The sequence below is a fragment of the Streptomyces roseochromogenus subsp. oscitans DS 12.976 genome (assembly GCF_000497445.1).
Classification (GTDB): domain Bacteria; phylum Actinomycetota; class Actinomycetes; order Streptomycetales; family Streptomycetaceae; genus Streptomyces; species Streptomyces oscitans.
The window spans coordinates 1,465,490-1,482,986 of record NZ_CM002285.1 but is presented as its reverse complement, the minus strand read 5'-3'; the positions used below and the strand labels follow the sequence as shown (position 1 = coordinate 1,482,986).

At 71.3% G+C, this 17,497-nt stretch carries 9 protein-coding genes and 2 pseudogenes; 4 read left to right on the top strand and 7 right to left on the bottom strand.

Features of this window, described 5'->3' with window-relative positions; genetic code table 11:
• Positions 1-2,076, bottom strand: coding sequence for a transketolase (tkt, locus tag M878_RS56655; protein WP_023545393.1), 2,076 nt, complete (start codon positions 2,074-2,076; stop codon positions 1-3).
• A gap of 145 nt (positions 2,077-2,221) precedes the next feature.
• Between tkt and M878_RS56650 the strand changes: the two genes are divergently transcribed.
• Positions 2,222-3,127 (top strand): helix-turn-helix domain-containing protein, encoded by a 906-nt coding sequence (locus M878_RS56650; protein ID WP_031224325.1) that lies wholly within the window; start codon positions 2,222-2,224, stop codon positions 3,125-3,127.
• 194 nt (positions 3,128-3,321) lie between these two features.
• Complete coding sequence (locus M878_RS47185; RefSeq protein ID WP_245238053.1) at positions 3,322-3,849, top strand: hypothetical protein; 528 nt, start codon at positions 3,322-3,324, stop codon at positions 3,847-3,849.
• 49 nt (positions 3,850-3,898) lie between these two features.
• Here M878_RS47185 and M878_RS56645 read toward each other — a convergent pair whose 3' ends face one another.
• The 5 genes and pseudogenes from M878_RS56645 to M878_RS56625 all read right to left on the bottom strand — a co-directional run.
• Positions 3,899-5,311 (bottom strand): glycoside hydrolase family 16 protein, encoded by a 1,413-nt coding sequence (locus M878_RS56645; protein WP_023545390.1) that lies wholly within the window; start codon positions 5,309-5,311, stop codon positions 3,899-3,901.
• 191 nt (positions 5,312-5,502) lie between these two features.
• Complete coding sequence (locus tag M878_RS56640; protein WP_106962813.1) at positions 5,503-6,261, bottom strand: IclR family transcriptional regulator; 759 nt, start codon at positions 6,259-6,261, stop codon at positions 5,503-5,505.
• Positions 6,262-6,383: 122 nt separating this feature from the next.
• Positions 6,384-8,058: pseudogene (locus M878_RS56635) on the bottom strand (CehA/McbA family metallohydrolase domain-containing protein).
• An 18-nt stretch (positions 8,059-8,076) separates the two neighbouring features.
• The gene (locus M878_RS56630; protein ID WP_023545387.1) at positions 8,077-9,933 is read right to left on the bottom strand and encodes a LamG-like jellyroll fold domain-containing protein; all 1,857 of its coding nucleotides are present in this window, start codon (positions 9,931-9,933) and stop codon (positions 8,077-8,079) included.
• Between the two features lie 215 nt (positions 9,934-10,148).
• Positions 10,149-10,675: pseudogene (locus tag M878_RS56625) on the bottom strand (DUF4981 domain-containing protein); the annotation flags it as partial.
• 131 nt (positions 10,676-10,806) lie between these two features.
• Between M878_RS56625 and M878_RS56620 the strand changes: the two are divergent.
• On the top strand, positions 10,807-12,144 hold the full coding sequence (locus M878_RS56620; protein ID WP_023545385.1) for a 6-phospho-beta-glucosidase: 1,338 nt from the start codon (positions 10,807-10,809) through the stop codon (positions 12,142-12,144).
• Between the two features lie 57 nt (positions 12,145-12,201).
• Positions 12,202-15,246: an alpha-mannosidase gene (locus tag M878_RS56615; RefSeq protein ID WP_023545384.1), complete on the top strand. Its 3,045-nt coding sequence runs from the start codon at positions 12,202-12,204 to the stop codon at positions 15,244-15,246.
• A gap of 869 nt (positions 15,247-16,115) precedes the next feature.
• Here M878_RS56615 and M878_RS56610 read toward each other — a convergent pair.
• Entirely contained in the window at positions 16,116-17,231 is a 1,116-nt protein-coding gene (locus M878_RS56610; RefSeq protein WP_023545381.1) for an ATP-grasp domain-containing protein, read from the bottom strand.
• Positions 17,232-17,497 lie beyond the last annotated feature (266 nt).

Here is a 17,497-nt window from a genome sequence, read left to right as displayed (position 1 = left end):
TCAGGCGCGCGCGGCGGCGAGCGATTCGCGGGCCGCCGCGGCGACGTTCTCGGAGGTGAAGCCGAACTCGGCGAAGAGGGTCCCCGCGTCCGCGGAGGCGCCGAAGTGTTCGAGGGAGACGACGCGGCCGGCGTCGCCGACGTACCGGTACCAGGTCAGACCGATCCCGGCCTCGACGGCGACCCGGGCCCTCACGGCCGGCGGCAGCACCCGCTCGCGGTACTCACGGGGCTGCTCCTCGAACCACTCCACGGACGGCATCGACACCACGCGCGTGCCGATCCCCTCGGCCTCCAGCTGCTCACGCGCGGCCACGGCCAGCTGCACCTCGGAGCCCGTCGCGATGATGATCACCTCCGGGACCTCGGTCGAGGACTCGCGCAGCACATAGCCGCCCTTGGCCGCGTCCTCGTTCGGCGCGTACACCGGCACGCCCTGGCGGGTGAGCGCGAGCCCGTGCGGGGCGGGGTTCACGGCGTGCCTCTTCAGGATCTCGGCCCAGGCCACCGCGGTCTCGTTGGCGTCGGCCGGGCGGACGACGTTCAGGCCCGGGATCGCGCGCAGGGAGGCCAGGTGCTCGACCGGCTGGTGGGTGGGGCCGTCCTCGCCGAGGCCGATGGAGTCGTGCGTCCACACGTAGGTCACCGGCAGCTGCATCAGCGCCGACATGCGGACGGCGTTGCGCATGTAGTCGGAGAAGACGAGGAAGGTGCCGCCGTAGATCCGGGTGTTGCCGTGCAGGGCGATGCCGTTCATTTCCGCGGCCATGGAGAACTCGCGGATGCCGAAGTGCACGGTACGGCCGTAGGGGTCGGCCTCGGGCAACGGGTTGCCCTTCGGCAGGAAGGAACTGGTCTTGTCGATGGTGGTGTTGTTCGAGCCGGCGAGGTCGGCGGAGCCGCCCCACAGCTCGGGGAGGACCGGGCCGAGGGCCTCAAGCACCTTGCCGGAGGCGGCACGGGTCGCGACCGACTTGCCTTCCTCGAAGACCGGGACCTTCTCCTCCCAGCCCTCGGGCAGCTCGCCCTTGCTGACGCGCTCGAAGAGCTCGGCGCGCTCCGGCTGCGCGGTGCGCCACTCGGCGATCCGCTTGTCCCAGGCCGCGTGCGCCTCGGCGCCCCGGTCCAGGGCCCGCCGGCTGTGCTTCAGGACCTCGTCCTCGACCTGGAAGGACTCCTCCGGCTCGAAGCCGAGGACGCGCTTGGTGGCGGCGATCTCGTCCGCGCCGAGCGCGGAGCCGTGGGACGCCTCGGTGTTCTGTGCGTTCGGGGCGGGCCAGGCGATGATCGTGCGCATCGCGATGATCGAGGGCCGCTCGGTTTCGGCCTGCGCGGCCGTCAGCGCCGCGTACAGGGCGGGTACGTCGACGTCGCCGTCGGCGGTGGGCTCGATGCGCTGGGTGTGCCAGCCGTAGGCCTCGTACCGCTTCAGCACGTCCTCGGAGAACGCGGTCGCGGTGTCGCCCTCGATGGAGATGTGGTTGTCGTCGTAGAGGAAGACCAGGTTGCCGAGCTTCTGGTGGCCGGCCAGGGAGGAGGCCTCGGCGGAGACGCCCTCCTCCAGGTCGCCGTCGGAGACGATCGCCCAGATGGTGTGGTCGAAGGGAGAGGTGCCCTCGGGGGCCTCGGGGTCGAACAGGCCGCGCTCGTAGCGGGCGGCCATCGCCATGCCCACCGCGTTGGCGACACCCTGGCCGAGCGGGCCGGTGGTGGTCTCGACGCCGGCGGTGTGGCCGTACTCCGGGTGGCCGGGGGTCTTCGAACCCTGCGTACGGAACGCCTTCAGGTCGTCCAGCTCCAGCTCGTAGCCGGAGAGGAACAGCTGGGTGTACAGGGTCAGCGAGGTGTGCCCGGGGGAGAGGACGAAGCGGTCGCGACCGGCCCACTCCGGGTCGGCCGGGTCATGACGCATCACCTTCTGAAAGATCGTGTACGCGGCAGGCGCCAGGCTCATCGCCGTGCCCGGGTGGCCGTTGCCCACCTTCTGCACCGCGTCGGCCGCCAGCAGGCGGGCTGTGTCCACGGCACGCCGGTCGAGGTCGGTCCACTCGAAGCCATCGGATGTCTGCGCGGTCATCTTCAAGAAGTCCTCGTTCAGTGCGGGTGTGCTGACCTGACGCGTTCAAACTTAAAAGTCTGACTTTTTCGAAGAAAGGTCGGGGTGTGTCAGCCTGTGGTGAATCTGGGACAGTGATCGGGCGATGGGACGGCACGAAAAGGACATGGCAGGCACAACACCTCAAGCTGAGGGATCCGGCGCGGGCGGCGAGGGCATCAGAACCTTCCCCTTCCCGGCCGAACTGTCCGTCGGCGGCGTCGGCATACAGATCGGCCCCATGGGAACCGACCGCACCTGGCACGCCGACGCCCCACTGCATCGCGTCCACCGCATCGACTTCCACGTCGTCATGCTCTTCACCGGCGACCCCGTACGCCACATGATCGACTTCGCCGAGTACGAGGCCGGCCCCGGCGACCTGCTGTGGATCCGCCCCGGACAGGTCCACCGGTTCTCCCGGACGAGCGAGTACCGCGGAACCGTCCTGACCATGCAGCCCGGCTTTCTGCCGCGTGCCACCGTCGAGGCAACCGGCCTGTACCGCTACGACCTCCCGCCCCTGCTGCATCCCGACCCGCCCCGGCTCGCCGCCCTCCAGGCGGCCCTCGACCAGCTGCGCCGTGAGTACGAGGACACCGCCACGCTCCCGCTCAGTCTGCACACCGCCGTCCTCCGCCACACCCTGACCGCGTTCCTGCTGCGCCTCGCCCACCTCGCGGCCAGCTCCGCGGAAGCCACCCGGCAGCAGACGGACAGCACCTTCACCCGCTTCCGGGACGCCGTCGAGCACGGCTTCGCCACCAACCACAGCGTCAGCGCCTACGCCGACGCCCTCGGCTACTCCCGCCGCACCCTCGTCCGCGCCGTCCGCGCCGCCACCGGTGAGACCCCCAAGGGATTCATCGACAAACGCGTCGTCCTGGAGGCCAAGCGCCTCCTCGCCCACACGGACATGCCGATCGGCCGCGTGGGCGTGGCCGTCGGCTTCCCCGACGCGGCGAACTTCTCGAAGTTCTTCCAACTGCACACCGGGCAGACGCCGGTGGGGTTCCGGGCGGAACTGCGGTGACGGAACCGCGGTAGGGGCACAAGGCCGTGACAGTCCGGCCGTGCTTGTAGCGCCGCTGTGACAGGGAACGGGTGAATCCGCCGAAAGCGATCAATAGGTTCGATCAGGCAAGACGCCGATTCTTCACCCATTCTTCAGTTGAGGAGACCCGCATGTCGATGTGGAGGGCGCCCCGCCGCGCCACGCTCCGTGCCGTGGCAGGAACGATTCTGACGGCCGTTCTGGTAGCGCCCGCCGCGAGCGCCGTCGCCGCGACACCGGCCGCGCAACGGGCGGGGGCCACGGCGACGGTCGCACCCGCGGCGGCGTCGCCCTGGCGCACCGTGAAGCTGGTGGACGGCAGCACGGGCAAGATCTACAAGCTCGGAGCCCATCACTACCGCATGGAGATCGTCTACCGGGGTGAGGTCTACGCCCGGCTGGAGGCGAACCAGCACGACGCGGGCGTGGACGGCAACGGCATGTACGTCGTGCTCACCCTCGACGGGAAGGTGCACTCCTGGACCGGTGGTACCCACCAGGGCCCCGGCAGCTTCCGGCTCCCCGACGGCTCGACCGCCGTGGTCACACGGGTCGGGCTCGGCCACTACCGCGCTCAGATCGTCTACCGGGGTGAGGTCTACGCCCGGCTGGAGGCGAACCAGCACGACGCCGGCGTGGACGGCAACGGCATGTTCGTCGTGCTCTCGATGGGCGGGCAGATCAGCGCATCCGTCCGGTGACGAGCCGGGGGTCGCCCCGGAGCTGAGGGGCGACCCCCGGCCGCGGTGCTCAGTGCCCGAAGTCGAACCAGTTCACGTTCACGAAGTCCGCCGGCTGGCCGCTGGAGAAGGTCAGATAGACGTCGTGGGTGCCCGTCACGGAGCTGATGTTGGCCGGGACGGTCTGCCAGGACTGCCAGCCGCCTGTGTTGCCCACCGCGAAACTGCCGATCGGTGTGCTGGTGGGACTGTCCAGACGTACCTGGACCAGACCGCTGACACCGCTCGCGGCCCCGCTGGCGACCCGGCCGTAGAACTGTGTGGCCGGTGCAGAGCCGAAGTTGACGCCCTTGTACAGCGCCCAGTCGCCGTTCGCGATCCAGCCCATGTCCTGGCCGCCGCCGGTGTCGGTGGTGGTCTCCGTGCTCACACCGGACTGGCTGTCGTAGGACTCGGCCTGGATGGGGCTGTAGGCGTCGCGGTTGCCGGACGGCGGGGGAGTGGTGCCGCCTCCGCCCGAGGACTGCAGGACCTGGACGTAGTCGACGACCATCGGGTGGCCCGGCTCCGTGGCGCCGGTCGGGCCGCCGCCGAAGGCCGCGGGGAAGCCGCCGCCCATCGCCACGTTCAGGATGACGAAGAAGCCGTGGTTCGTGGCGTTGGCCCAGGTCGTCGCGTCCACCTGGTTCGCCGTCACGGTCTGGTAGTTCACGCCGTCGACGGAGAAGCGGATCGCCTCCGGGCTCACCGAGCGGTCCCACTCCATCGTGTAGGTGTGGAAGCCCGACTGGCAGGTGCTGTTCGGGCAGGCGGTGGAATTGCCCAGGCCCGTGGTCTCGTTGCAGGGGCCGCCGGGGTTGGTGCCACAGTGCATGGTGGCCCACGTCTTGTTCAGGCCGTTGACGTTCTCCATGATGTCCAGCTCGCCGACGCTCGGCCAGTTCTGGTAGTTGCCGCGGTACGGCGCGCCCAGCATCCAGAAGGCCGGCCAGTAACCCGCGGCCGCGTCCCCGGTCACGTTCGGCATCTGGATCCGGGCCTCCACGCGCAGCTTGCCGCCGGCCGGGGGCTGGAAGTCGGTGCGGGTGGTCTCGATCCGCCCGGACGTCCAGTTGCCGGAGGCGTCGCGGCGCGGGGTGATGAGCAGGTTGCCGTTGCCGTCGAGTGCGACGTTGTTCGTGCCGGACGTCATCGACTCGACCTCGCCGGTGCCCCAGTTCGCGGCACCGCCCGGATAGGAAGTACCGGTGTCGTACTGCCAGTCGGAGGTGTTGACCCCGGAGCCCGCAGCGCCGTTGAAGTCGTCCAGGAAGACCTGGGTCCAGCCGGACGGCACGCCGGGTGCGGAGGCGCTGGCGGGGAGAGCGGCGGTCGTGGCGGCCGCGGCCGCCAGGCCGATGGTGGCAAGTGCGGCGACGAGGGCGTGACGGAATGAGCGCCGCCGTCTGTGATCCGCGGGGGATATGCCGGAGGTTTCACTCATGGGGGTGCCTCTCGGGTACGGAGTGGGTGCTGGGGTGCGCGGGGGTGTCGCTGAGAGCGCCGGGACGTGCTGAGAGCGCTCTCAAAGTGGGCCCAATGTGCTCTCCGTGCCTGCGGTCGTCAAGAGTTAAAACGAAGAATCTCCCTGATTCTCAAGGGAGTTCACGCCGTGAAGCCGACCATGTGGCCGGGTCACCGTTCGCGGCGTCCCGGGCGCCAGCCCAGGGCCCGGGAGATGCCCCGGGCAGCCAGTCGTACCGCCGGGGTCAGCGCCGGTACCTGGGCGGTCGCCTGGGGCACCACCACCGACACCGCCGCGACCACGTCGCCGTCCGGTCCGCGCACCGGTGCCGCCACCGACAGCGCGTCCAGAGTCACCTGACGTTCACTCACCGCGACGCCCGAGCGGCGTACCTCGGCGAGTGCGCGCCGCAGCCGCGCCGGGTCGGTGATCGTGTACGGGGTGAAGGCGGGCAGCGGTCCGGCGCAGTACTCCGCCTGCGCGTCCGGGGTGTCGTGGGCGAGGAGGGCGAGGCCGACACCGGTGGCGTGCAGCGGCCAGCGCCCGCCGACCCGGATGTGCACGCCCACCGCCGAACGGCCCGACAGCCACTCGATGTAGACGACCTCGGCCCCGTCGCGCACTGCCAACTGCACGTTCTCGTGCGTCGCTTCGTACAGATCCTCCAGGTACGGCAGCGCCAGCTGGCGCAGGCCCAGGCCGCGCGGGGCGAGCGCGGCGGCCTCCCACAGCCGCAGCCCCACGTGGTACACCCCGGACGCGTCGCGTTCCAGCGCGCCCCACGCGGTCAGGGCGGCCGCCAGCCGGTGCGCGGTGGTCAGGCTGAGCCCGGCCCGGCGGCTGATGTCCGTCAGCGACAGGGCCGGGTGCTCGTGATCGAACGCGGCGAGCACGGCCAGCAGCCGGTCGGCGGCGGACCGCTCGCCCACGCACACCTCACCCTGTCGCCGTACGTCCCGGCCCGGATCGTAGCCGACCACTGCCGAGGGCGAAGGGGCGGCGCTTCACCGGCCGCCGGGCACCGGCCCTCAGCCGCCACCCCTGCCCCCGGTCACCACCCCCCGGTCACGTCGACGAAGACGGGATTGGAGTAGAACCAGGTGCCGGCCCACGGGTCGCCGTGGCCGGGCTCGTGCGGGATCGGGCCGTGCGGGTCGACGGCCGCCCCGAGGCAGCCCGTGCCGTGCCGGTTGCCGTCGCTGCCGCGCAGCCGGACGTAGAAGGACTCGTCACCGGCGGTGAGCGGGATGTGCAGGGTGTACGTCCCCGTACGGCCCGACACGTCCGCCGTGCGCACGACCCGGGTGTCCGGCGCCTGCCAGCTGTCCCGGTCGGTCACCGGCCCGCGCACCGCGCCCCGGATCACGTCCACGTGCGCCGACTGAGGGAGAATCCCCCGGGGGTTGGTCCGGGAGGCGGTCGTCACTGTCACATACAGGGTGATCCTCTCGCCCTTGCGGACGCGCAGCCGGCCACCGAGGGTGACGCCTCGCCCGGGGTCGCAGTCGCGCTTCAGCCGTACGTCGAGCCCGTCGAGCAGATGCCCGTGGTCGACCCAGACACGGCCCGCACGCAGGCCCGCCATCACCGCGCGGTAGCCGTAGCCGGTCACGCCGACGTGGGTGCGACTGAACTCGCCGGGCCAGAAGTCGCTGCCGGGCTGCGGGGTGTCGGTCTGGACGGGATCCGGCAGCTTGCCGGTGGTGTCGAAGTTCTGGCCGGGCGGCCAGTCGCCGTTCTTCCAGGTGTCGAAGACGGTCCGGTGGTTGTCGGAGTTGGAGGTGATCGTGAACAGCCGGCCCTCGGCCAGCATCGAGTCCCACAGCCCGCCGACCGTCGCCGTCGCCCAGTCGAAGCCCCCGTACGTCAGATACGCGTCCGCCGGATAGCCCGCCCAGGACTGGGCGGAGGGCTTGTTCTCGTACTCGCCCCGGATCGATGTGGCGCCCCGCCAGCCGGGGATCGCCGCGCCCTGGGCGCCGGGCGCGCCCTCCATGCCGATCATGATCTCGGGCGCCGCGTCCCGCCAGCCGCGCATCTCGTGCGGGGAGTCGATGCCGAGGCGCAGCGGGTGGTTGGCGAGGACGAGGACGTCGTTCACATAGCCGGAGCGGCGCTGCTCCGCCAGCCACCGAATGGCCTTTACAGCGTGGGCCTCGTTGCGCGCGGTGTCCGCGTCGGCGGCGCCGCCCTTGTCGTAGCCGAGGAGCTTGCCGTCGTAGGCCAGCTCGAACCGGGTGAGCGGGTCCACCTCGTTCGGGCCGGGTGCGGCGAACACCGTGCCGTGCTCGGCGGCCGGGATGTACCACTCCAGGCCCTGGAAGATCAGCTGGCGCGGGTTCTCGGCGCGGGCCTTGAGGATCTCCTGGTGCTCCAGCGCGGCGCCGTGGCGGGCGTGCCCGAAGTTGGCGTGCTCGTTGAAGACCATCCAGTCCAGGCCGTACTCGGCGGCGGCCCTGGCCTGCTGCGAGAACGTGTACTTGGCGTCGTGGCTGTAGACGGAGTGGACGTGGTGGTCGCCGACGAGGTGGGCGAGCCGCGGTTCATCGCCGCCGAAACGGGGTGGTGTGAAGGCGAGCGCGGGGGTGGCCGCCGGTCCGAGGGCGAAGGCGGCGCCGAACAGGCCGGCGCGGCGGAGGAGTTGGCGTCTCGACACGCCCTGGGCGTCGAGGTCGGCGGGGGGGCACCGCCGGGTCGGCCCAGACGGGCAGCTGCTGCTCGGTCACGGTGCTCCTCGTCGGGGATCAGTGGGTCATGAAGGAGGTGACGGGCAGCGCTCGGGAGACGATCCGGACGTCGCCGAGCCGTCCGTGCAGGATCTGGTCGATCTTCCCGCCGTACTGGTAGCCGCCGATCAGCCAGGGCTGCCCGGCCGACGCGAGACCGACCGCGGAGGCGTGCGGATTGCGTACCACCGGGCAGCCCTGGACGTACATCGTCGTGTGCCGTCCGTCGTTGACCACGGCGACGTGCCACCAGGTCTCCCGCGCGGTCTCGTCACCCCAGTTGGTGAGGAGCGCCCGCTGGCCGAGCGGCCGGGCCGCCCACTGCGGGCCCGGCCCGTCGGTGATCGACAGGGTGGCGGGCGGCTCGTCCGGATCGTCCGTCGGCCGGCCGATGTCGCCGTTGCGGCCGGCCCGGCCGACCAGCCCGGACCACGAGTTGTGGGCGGCGTCCCAGCCGGCGGGCAGCCAGTAGAAGGCCTCAATGGTGTAACCGTCCTTGAAGGCGGCCGAGTTGAGGGGTGCGCCGTCGGCCGTACGCAGGTAGGCGCCTTGCAGCGGCGACTTGTAGCCCTGGAACTCCAGGCTGCCGTGGGCCGGCTGGTCGGGGTGGTGGTCCGCCGACCAGCCGAGCGAGCCGCCGCCCACCGAGACCATGGTGAGGTCGTTGCCGTGGCCGGACAGGTCGCGGACCGTGCCGGAGACGGGTGACTCGAAGCGCCAGTAGGCGACCGTGCCCGGGATCAGCATCCGCGACGCCGGCCGTGCCGGGCGGGCCGGCACGGGGTCGAAGCCGGAGAAGCGGGCGGCGAAGTCGATGCCGACCGAGAAGCGGTCCGCGTCGCCGCTCAGCTCGATCTCCTGCCGCTCCAGCTCGTTGAGCCCCTTCCCCACCCGGCCGAGGATCCACGGCGAGACCGTCTCCACGTCGATGACGTCCCGGTCCAGGTCGAAGTGGTAGAGGCGGATCATGGCGGCGCCCCCGAAGTAGCGGTTCTGGTAGTTCGTCAGATGCAGATGGACGTCGTGGCCCGCCGCGTTCTTGCGGACCGCCCGGCCGGCGGGCCAGAAGTGGCCGTTGAGGGTGAGGAAGATCTGGTCGTGGCCGGCGATCAGCCGGTCCCACAGCTGCTGCCCGTAGTCCGACAACGCGTCGTCACCGGCGACCAGTTCGTGCGTGGTGAGGACGACCGGCGTCTTCGGATGCCGGGCCAGGACGTCCTTCGCCCAGGCGTACCCCTGCGCCGACAGCCGCCAGTCCAGAGCGAGCACCATCCACTCGCGACCGGCAGCCCTGAACAGGTGGTACGTGTTGTAGCCGTCGGCGGAGGAGCCGCCGAACGTCGGCTTGTTCCGGAAGCGCTGCGGCCCGAAGGTGTCCAGGTAGGGCGTCGGGCCGCGCCGGTCGTCCGTCGACGACTTGATGTCGTGGTTGCCGGCCAGCACGCTGTAGCCCACACCGTGCCGGTCGAGGATCCCGAACGCCTCGCCGATCGCCGCGCATTCCTCCTCGGCGCCGTTCTGGGTGAGGTCGCCCAGGTGGGTCAGGAAGACGATGTTGTCGTTCTCACCGTGCTCCAGGAGATAGCGCAACGACGCCTCCAGCGGCGCCGGACAGATGCTGGGGCCGTCGAACAGGTACTGGGTGTCGGGCATCACCGCGAGCGTGAACCGGCGGCTGTCCGCGTCCGGCCGCCGGCCGCTCCGCCCGGCCGCCTCCCCGACGGCCGCGTCCGCGACCGACGGCAGGGCGACCGACGGCAGGGCGACACCCGCCGTGGCGGCGGCGCTCAGCAGCGCGGTGGCCCTGAGGAAACCGCGTCTTCCGGCACCGGCCTGCGCGGCCTCGGCCTGGGGTTGCTCATGCGACGTACACACGTGTGCTCCGTGAAGGTGAGGTGACGGGAAAGACAGGCGCTGAGGACGCTCAGGGGCTACGGAACGCGCAGGGTCCGGCTCCGGCGATGGACATCCGCCGCCATGCGGTACGCGGGGAGGGCATCGAGTCCGTACGACTCCGCGCCCGGCCCTCCCCCTGTCGCTTCGGCGTGACGGCGAAGGACCGAACCCTGCTGCCGGGGCTCCTCCGGCTCGGCCACGGACCGCGCCGGAACATCCCGTCGCAGCCGGATCCGCGGCGCGCACAGCTCCGTACCGCGCGGTGCCCACGGCTCGTCCTCGGCCGTCGTCACCCGCAGGGTCAGCCACATCGCACCGCCGTCCGCCGGCAGCGCGAAGGGCAGAGGTACGGCCGCCGTCTCGCCCGGCCGCAGATCAGGCAGCACGGCCGGAGCGGTCAGGGCACAGCCGTGGGCCGGCGCCAGCTCCCACGCCGCCGCCAGCCAGGCGAGGCCCCGGGCAGGCTGCAGGTTGGCGACGACGATGCCCTCGTGCCGGTGGCACCGGATCCGGACCACGTTCTCACCGCCGTATGCCCAGCGGCAGCCGGCCGCGCTGACACCGTTGCCGTACGGCCCGGCACTCGCGCGTCCGGGCGGTCTCCCGTCGCTCACGCGCTTCTCCCGTCGCTCACGCGCTGCAGCATCGCGCCACCCCAGAACTCCCGGATGAAGCCGCCCTGAAGGCCCGGGGTGGACTCGATGTCCGCCCAGTTGTCCGACGAGCGCGGGGACCGCGGCCGGCCGCTCCGGCACCATGAAGATCAATGGCAGGAGATCAACGGCAGTCGAACAACCTCACGAAAGCCGGTGTCGAGGTGGTCGTGGCAGGAGTTCCGGGAAGGGTGCAGACGTGAAGCTCACGATTCTGGGCGGCGGCGGTTTCCGCGTGCCGCTCGTGTACGGTGCACTGCTGGCCGACCGTGCCGAAGGGCGGGTCACCGAGGTCGTCCTCCATGACCTGGACGACCGTCGACTGTATGCGGTAGGCCGCGTACTGGACGAACAGGCCGCCGGCATCCCCGACGCACCCCGGGTGACCGCCACCACCGACCTGGACGAGGCCCTCACCGGCGCCGACTTCGTCTTCTCCGCGATCCGCGTCGGCGGCCTGGAAGGCCGGGCGGACGACGAACGAGTGGCGCTCGCCGAGGGCGTGCTCGGCCAGGAGACCGTCGGCGCGGGCGGCATCGCCTACGGTCTGCGTACCGTCCCCGTCGCCGTCGACATCGCCCGGCGCGTCGCCCGCCTCGCCCCCGACGCCTGGGTCATCAACTTCACCAACCCGGCCGGCCTGGTCACCGAGGCCATGTCCCGGCACCTCGGCGACCGCGTCATCGGCATCTGCGACTCTCCCGTCGGCCTCGGCCGCCGTATCGCCCGTGCCCTCGGCGCCGACGCGAGGCAGGCCTTCGTCGACTACGTCGGCCTCAACCACCTGGGCTGGGTACGCGGCCTGCGCGTCGCCGGACGCGACGAACTCCCGCGCCTGCTGGCAGACCCCGCCCTGCTGGGCTCCTTCGAGGAGGGAAGGCTGTTCGGCGTCGACTGGCTGCGGTCGCTCGGCGCGATCCCCAACGAGTACCTGCACTACTACTACTTCAACCGGGAAGCCGTACACGCCTACCAGCAGGCCGGGCAGACCCGGGGTGCCTTCCTGCACGACCAGCAGGCCCGGTTCTACGCCGAGGCGCTGCGCACGGACCGGTCCGCACTCCAGGCGTGGGACCGCACTCGTGCCGAACGCGAGGCCACCTACATGGCGGAGAACCGGGAGAGCGCCGGCGCGGGCGAGCGTGAGGCCGACGATCTGTCCGGCGGCTATGAGAAGGTCGCGCTCGCGCTGATGCGGGCCATCGCCCGCGACGAGCGGACCACGCTGATCCTCAACGTGCGCAACGGCCACACGCTCTCCGCGCTCGACGGCGACGCGGTGATCGAGGTCCCCTGCCTGGTCGACGCGGGCGGCGCGCACCCGCTGGCCGTCGCCCCCCTGCCCGGTCATGCCACCGGGCTGGTCTGCTCGGTCAAGGCCGTCGAGCGGGAGGTGCTCGCCGCCGCTGAGTCCGGCTCCCGGCAGACGGCTGTGAAGGCCTTCGCGTTGCACCCGTTGGTCGACTCGGTCACCGTGGCCCGCAGGCTGGTCGAGGGCTACCGCGAGGTCCATCCTGGCCTGGCGTACCTTGAGTGAGCAGTATCAGCAAGCGCTTTCCATCTCTTTGCTCGCCTCTCCCTCCTGGAGACCGCCATGCACGACGAACGCCGCCGGATCGAGGAGCGTGTCGCACGCCTCCACACCCAGCGCATCAAGCCCGCGATCTACGCGGCCTGCGTCCCCCTGGACGTCGCGGCCTGGCAGGCCCCAGGGGAACCGGTGCCCTTCGAGGAGGCCACGGCCGCCCTGTACACACCGTTCGCCATGGACACCCCATGGGGCCCGCCCTGGGGGACGACCTGGTTCCGGATGCGCGGCCGGGTGCCCGCGGAGTGGGCCGGCAGGCGGGTGGAGGCGGTCATCGACCTCGGCTTCGTCGGCGACTGGCCCGGCAGCCAGGCCGAGGCGCTCGTCCACGACGCCGACGGCACCCCGCTGAAGGCCGTCAACCCGCTCAACCAGTACGTGCCGGTCGCCCACCCGGCGGCGGGCGGTGAAGAGGTCGAGTATCTGGTGGAGGCGGCCTCCAACCCGGACGTCCTCGCGAACGGCTTCGCCGGGCCGACCCCGCTCGGCGATGTACGGACAGCGGGCGACCGTCGGCTGTATACATTCCGCCGCGCCGATCTCGCCGTCCTCGACGAGCAGGTCTGGCACCTCGACCTCGACCTCCAGGTGCTGCGCGAACTCATGGCGGAACTCGGCGAGCACGAGCCACGCCGGCACGAGATCGCGCACGCCCTCGACCGGGCCATGGACCTGCTCGACCTGGACGACATCTCCGGCTCGGCCCCCGCCGTGCGCGACGCCCTGCGCCCGGTGCTCGCCAAGCCCGCCCACGCCAGCGCACACCTTGTCTCCGGCGTCGGACACGCGCACATCGACACGGCCTGGCTCTGGCCGATCCGCGAGACCAAGCGCAAGACGTCCCGGACCTTCTCCAACGTCACCGCGCTCGCTGACGAGTACGAGGAGTTCGTCTTCGCCTGCTCCCAGGCCCAGCAGTACGAGTGGGTGCGGGACAACCACCCCCACATCTGGGAGCGGATCAAGAAGTCGGTGGCGAAGGGCCAGTGGGCGCCGGTCGGCGGCATGTGGGTGGAGGCCGACGGCAATCTGCCCGGCGGTGAGGCCCTCGCCCGCCAACTGGTGCACGGCAAACGGTTCTTCATGGAGCACTTCGGCATCGAGACCAAGGGTGTCTGGCTGCCGGACTCCTTCGGCTACACCGCGGCCTACCCGCAGCTGGCGAAGCTCGCCGGCAACGAGTGGTTCCTCACCCAGAAGATCTCCTGGAACCAGACCAACGCCTTCCCCCACCACACCTTCTGGTGGGAGGGTATCGACGGCACTCGCATCTTCACCCACTTCCCGCCCATCGACACCTACAACGCCCGCTTCAGCGGGGAGGAGATGGCCCGCGCGGTCCGCAACTACGCCGAGAAGGGCGGCGCCACCCGCTCCCTCGCCCCCTTCGGCTGGGGCGACGGCGGAGGCGGCCCCACCCGCGAGATCATGGAACGCGCCCGGCGGCTGCGGGACCTGGAGGGTTCGGCGAAGGTCGAGATCGAACATCCCGACGCGTTCTTCGCCAAGGCCCGCGCCGAGTACCCGGACGCCCCGGTCTGGGCCGGCGAGCTGTACCTGGAGCTGCACCGTGCCACCTACACCACCCAGGCCCGCACCAAGCAGGGCAACCGCCGCTGCGAACACCTGCTGCGCGAGGCCGAGTTGTGGGCCAGCACGGCCGCCCTGCACGCGCCGGGCTACAGCTATCCGTACGAGAAGCTGGACCGCCTGTGGAAGACGGTACTGCTGCACCAGTTCCACGACATCCTGCCCGGCTCCTCCATCGCCTGGGTGCACCGCGAGGCCGAGGCCGAATACACCCGCGTGGCAGGGGAGTTGCGTGACCTCACCGGCGAGGCGATCGCCGCGCTGGGCAGCGGCGGGCCCCGGGTGTTCAACACCAGCCCCCGGGACCGCGCCGAGGTGGTCCGCACCCCCGAGGGCACACCGGTGTACGTACAGGTGCCCGCGAACGGCTCCGCGCCCCTCACACCCGCCGAACCCCCGCATCCGGTCACGGTCAGCGGACGCACCCTGGACAACGGAATCGTCCGTGTACAGGTGGCGGACGACGGAACACTGTCGTCTGTATATGATCTACGATCCGGTCGCGAAGTCCTCGCCGGCCAGGGCAATCTGCTTCGCCTCCACACGGACCTGCCCAACTGCTGGGATGCCTGGGACATCGACAAGCACTACCGCAACCGCTATACCGACCTGCTGGAGTCCGACTCGGTCACGGTGGCCGAGCAGGACCCCCTCGTGGGCGCGATCCGGGTGATCCGCTCCTTCGGCAAGGGTTCCCGGATCACCCAGACGATCACCGTCCGCGCCGGCAGCGCCCGGATCGACGTCGAGACGGACATCGACTGGCATGAGACGGAGAAGATCCTCAAGGCGGGTTTCCCGGTCGACCTGCGCGCCCCGCACTCCTCCGCCGAGATCCAGTTCGGCCACGTCCAGCGGCCCACCCACACCAACACCTCCTGGGAGGCGGCCCGTTTCGAGGTCTCCGGCCACCGCTGGGTGCACATCGCCGAACCCGGCTACGGCGTCGCCGTCCTCAACGACTCCACCTACGGCCACGACATCACCCGCACCGTCCGCGACGACGGGGGTACGACCACCACGGTCCGCCTCAGCCTGGTCCGCGCCCCACGCGTCCCCGACCCCGAGGCCGACCAGGGCCGGCACCGGTTCACCTACGCCGTGCTGCCCGGCGCGAGCATCGACGACGCGGTCGCCGAGGGGTACGCCCTCAACCTCCCGCTCCGCGTGGCCGATTCGGCAGGCGAGCCCGAGCCGGTCGTCTCCGTCGAGGGGGAGGGGGTGACCGTGGAGGCCGTCAAGCTGGCCGACGACGGCTCCGGGGACGTGGTGGTACGGCTCTACGAGTCCCGGGGCGGCCGGGCCCATGGCGTACTGCGCACCGGCTTCCCGTCGACCGGCGCCCAGGTCACCGACCTGCTGGAGCGACCGCTGGGCGACGCGCAGACCGACGCGAGCGGCGGCGTCCCGCTCACGCTGCGGCCCTTCCAGATCCTGACGCTGCGCCTGCGGCGGGCCTAGGCGCCAAGGCCTGAGGCGTCGAGGGAGGCTCATCGCCCAGGCAGTGAGCCCGCCGCGCCGCACCCTGGACGCGGTGCCGTCACCTCGCGCTCCGGGCCCCGCACGAGACGCGTCTGCGGACGGTCCATGCGCGGCTGACGTGGGAGTTCACCGCGCCGCGATGGGGGGGAACTCGGTCCCGACAGACGAGAGCTGGAGCACGTGCTATGGGTCCGGATCGCACGGAGCCGGCCCAGGCAGTCACACGCTCCGAGGTCCTCGGCTCTTGCCAGAAGCTGGGGGAGGCGCGGCAGAGCCTCGCAGCGCACGTGTTCACGTACGAACAGCTCACGGCCGAGCCGGAGCGCGGGATGCGTGGGTAGTGCGCGTACCTCGGAGTGCCCTGGGAGCCCACGATGCTCGACTGCGGCAGCAAGGAGCACGGCAGGCACCTGCCGGCCCGGTTCGGGGACTGGTCCGGCACGATCAGGAACGGCCGCATCCAGCCCGCCCGGCAGGCGGCCCGGTGACGGAACTCCCGCCGCGCCTGGCGGAGACAGACCGGTTCTGGGGTTACTGAACCCGGCCGCCGCGAGGCCCCGCGAGACCACGCCGGGCCGGTCGGTCGCCCCCCGTGACCGCGACCGACCGACCCGTTCCCCCGTGGCATCCCCCGTTCGCCCCCCCCGCGGGTTCTCCGGTGCCGTTATGGAGAGCACCGGGGCCGCGCTCTGATACACCCCGATTCCACCCCGACGAAAAAATCTCCCCCGGAGCGGGAACCCGCCGCCGCTGACGCCGCCGACTGGTCCATCCCGGTGAGACGGCTCATCTGGGGGCGCGGGGGTCTGCGCGAGGAACCGCGAACGGACCCGTACTCGGGCCACGGCCTAGAGCGGCAGGGCCTCCACCGCCGAAGCCGCCTGCACAGGCACCGTCGGAACGGCGATCCCCGCCTCCCGCTGCCGAGGAACCCCCGCGGGCACGGGCAACAGAGACCGCGGCCCCGACACCACCGTGTAGTCCTGCCCCAGGAACGGCGGCTCGATCACCCCCGGATCCTCACCCAGCGCCAACCGCACGGCCGCCCACGGCACGTTCACCCCGCACAGTGACAGCTGGTGCAAGCCCCCGGAGGGCCTCGTGTTGACGTCGAGCAGCACCGGCCGGTCCCCGAGCATCCGGAACTGGATGTTGGACAGGTGGTGCAGCCCGAAGCCCTCCGCGATCAGCCGGGCCGGTTCCAGCCACCGCTCGTCCAGGGTGAAGCCGCGCCGCCGGCCGTTCTTGGTGCGGCCCACCGCGAGCCGCAGCAGATTGTCCGGGCCGGTCAGGCAGTCGACCGACACCTCGGGCTGCTCCAGGCGCGGCATCACCAGCCAGTCCACCGGCTGCCCGGCCCGCCGCAGCGCCTCGACGACCAGATCCAGCTGGACGTACGGGCTCGGGAACCCGTCGAGGCCGGCCAGCGAGAACGGGGAACGGGTGATCATCCGGAAGCCGACCCCGCCGGCACCGGCCGCCGGCTTGAAGCACGCCTTGTGCCCGGCCGCCTCCAACTCCTCAACAGCGGCGAGGAGTTCGTCGGCCGAGCGCACCCGCCACCACGGCGGCACCGGGACACCGACCGAGCGGACCGCCTCGTACGCGATCGCCTTGTCCTCGAACACGGCCACCGCCTCGGCGGTCGGCGCCAGCAGCGCCGTACCGGCCGCCGCGAACTCCGCGCGGTGCGCGACGAGCGCCGCCTGGTGCAGCCGGGGCACGAACACGTCGATGCCGCGCCGGACGCACTGGTCCAGGGCGTACTCGACGTACGCGGCCGGGGACAGGCCCTCCGGCTCCAGATCGGCGGTGTCGGCGGCGGCCAGCACGGGGGAGTCGGGGTCCCCGTGCGTGGCATGGATCTCCACGGCGCGATCGCTGGGATTTCTGCGCAGCTGATCCATGAAGAACACGTTCTCCGCGTACGTGCGATTGAGCCAGACGCGTACGCGAGAGAGCATGCAAGCCGCCTTTCACGGTTTTCGGGCAGGGCTCGGCGGCCCGTGCCCGGGCAGGAGGAAGGAAGGGACACCAAACAACCCCTGCGAAAGGGAGGTTGGGGTGTCGGTGTCGGGGCGATCATACGGCTTTCAAGAGCCCGCGCGTGCAACGCGGATGTTACGGATTCCTGGCGGCTGCCCAGACGGCTCCTGAAGCCTTCGGCCACCCGTGCTCGGCCGGAACGTGACGCACCGCCAGACGCCACTTGTCGGGTGTCCGGGAATGT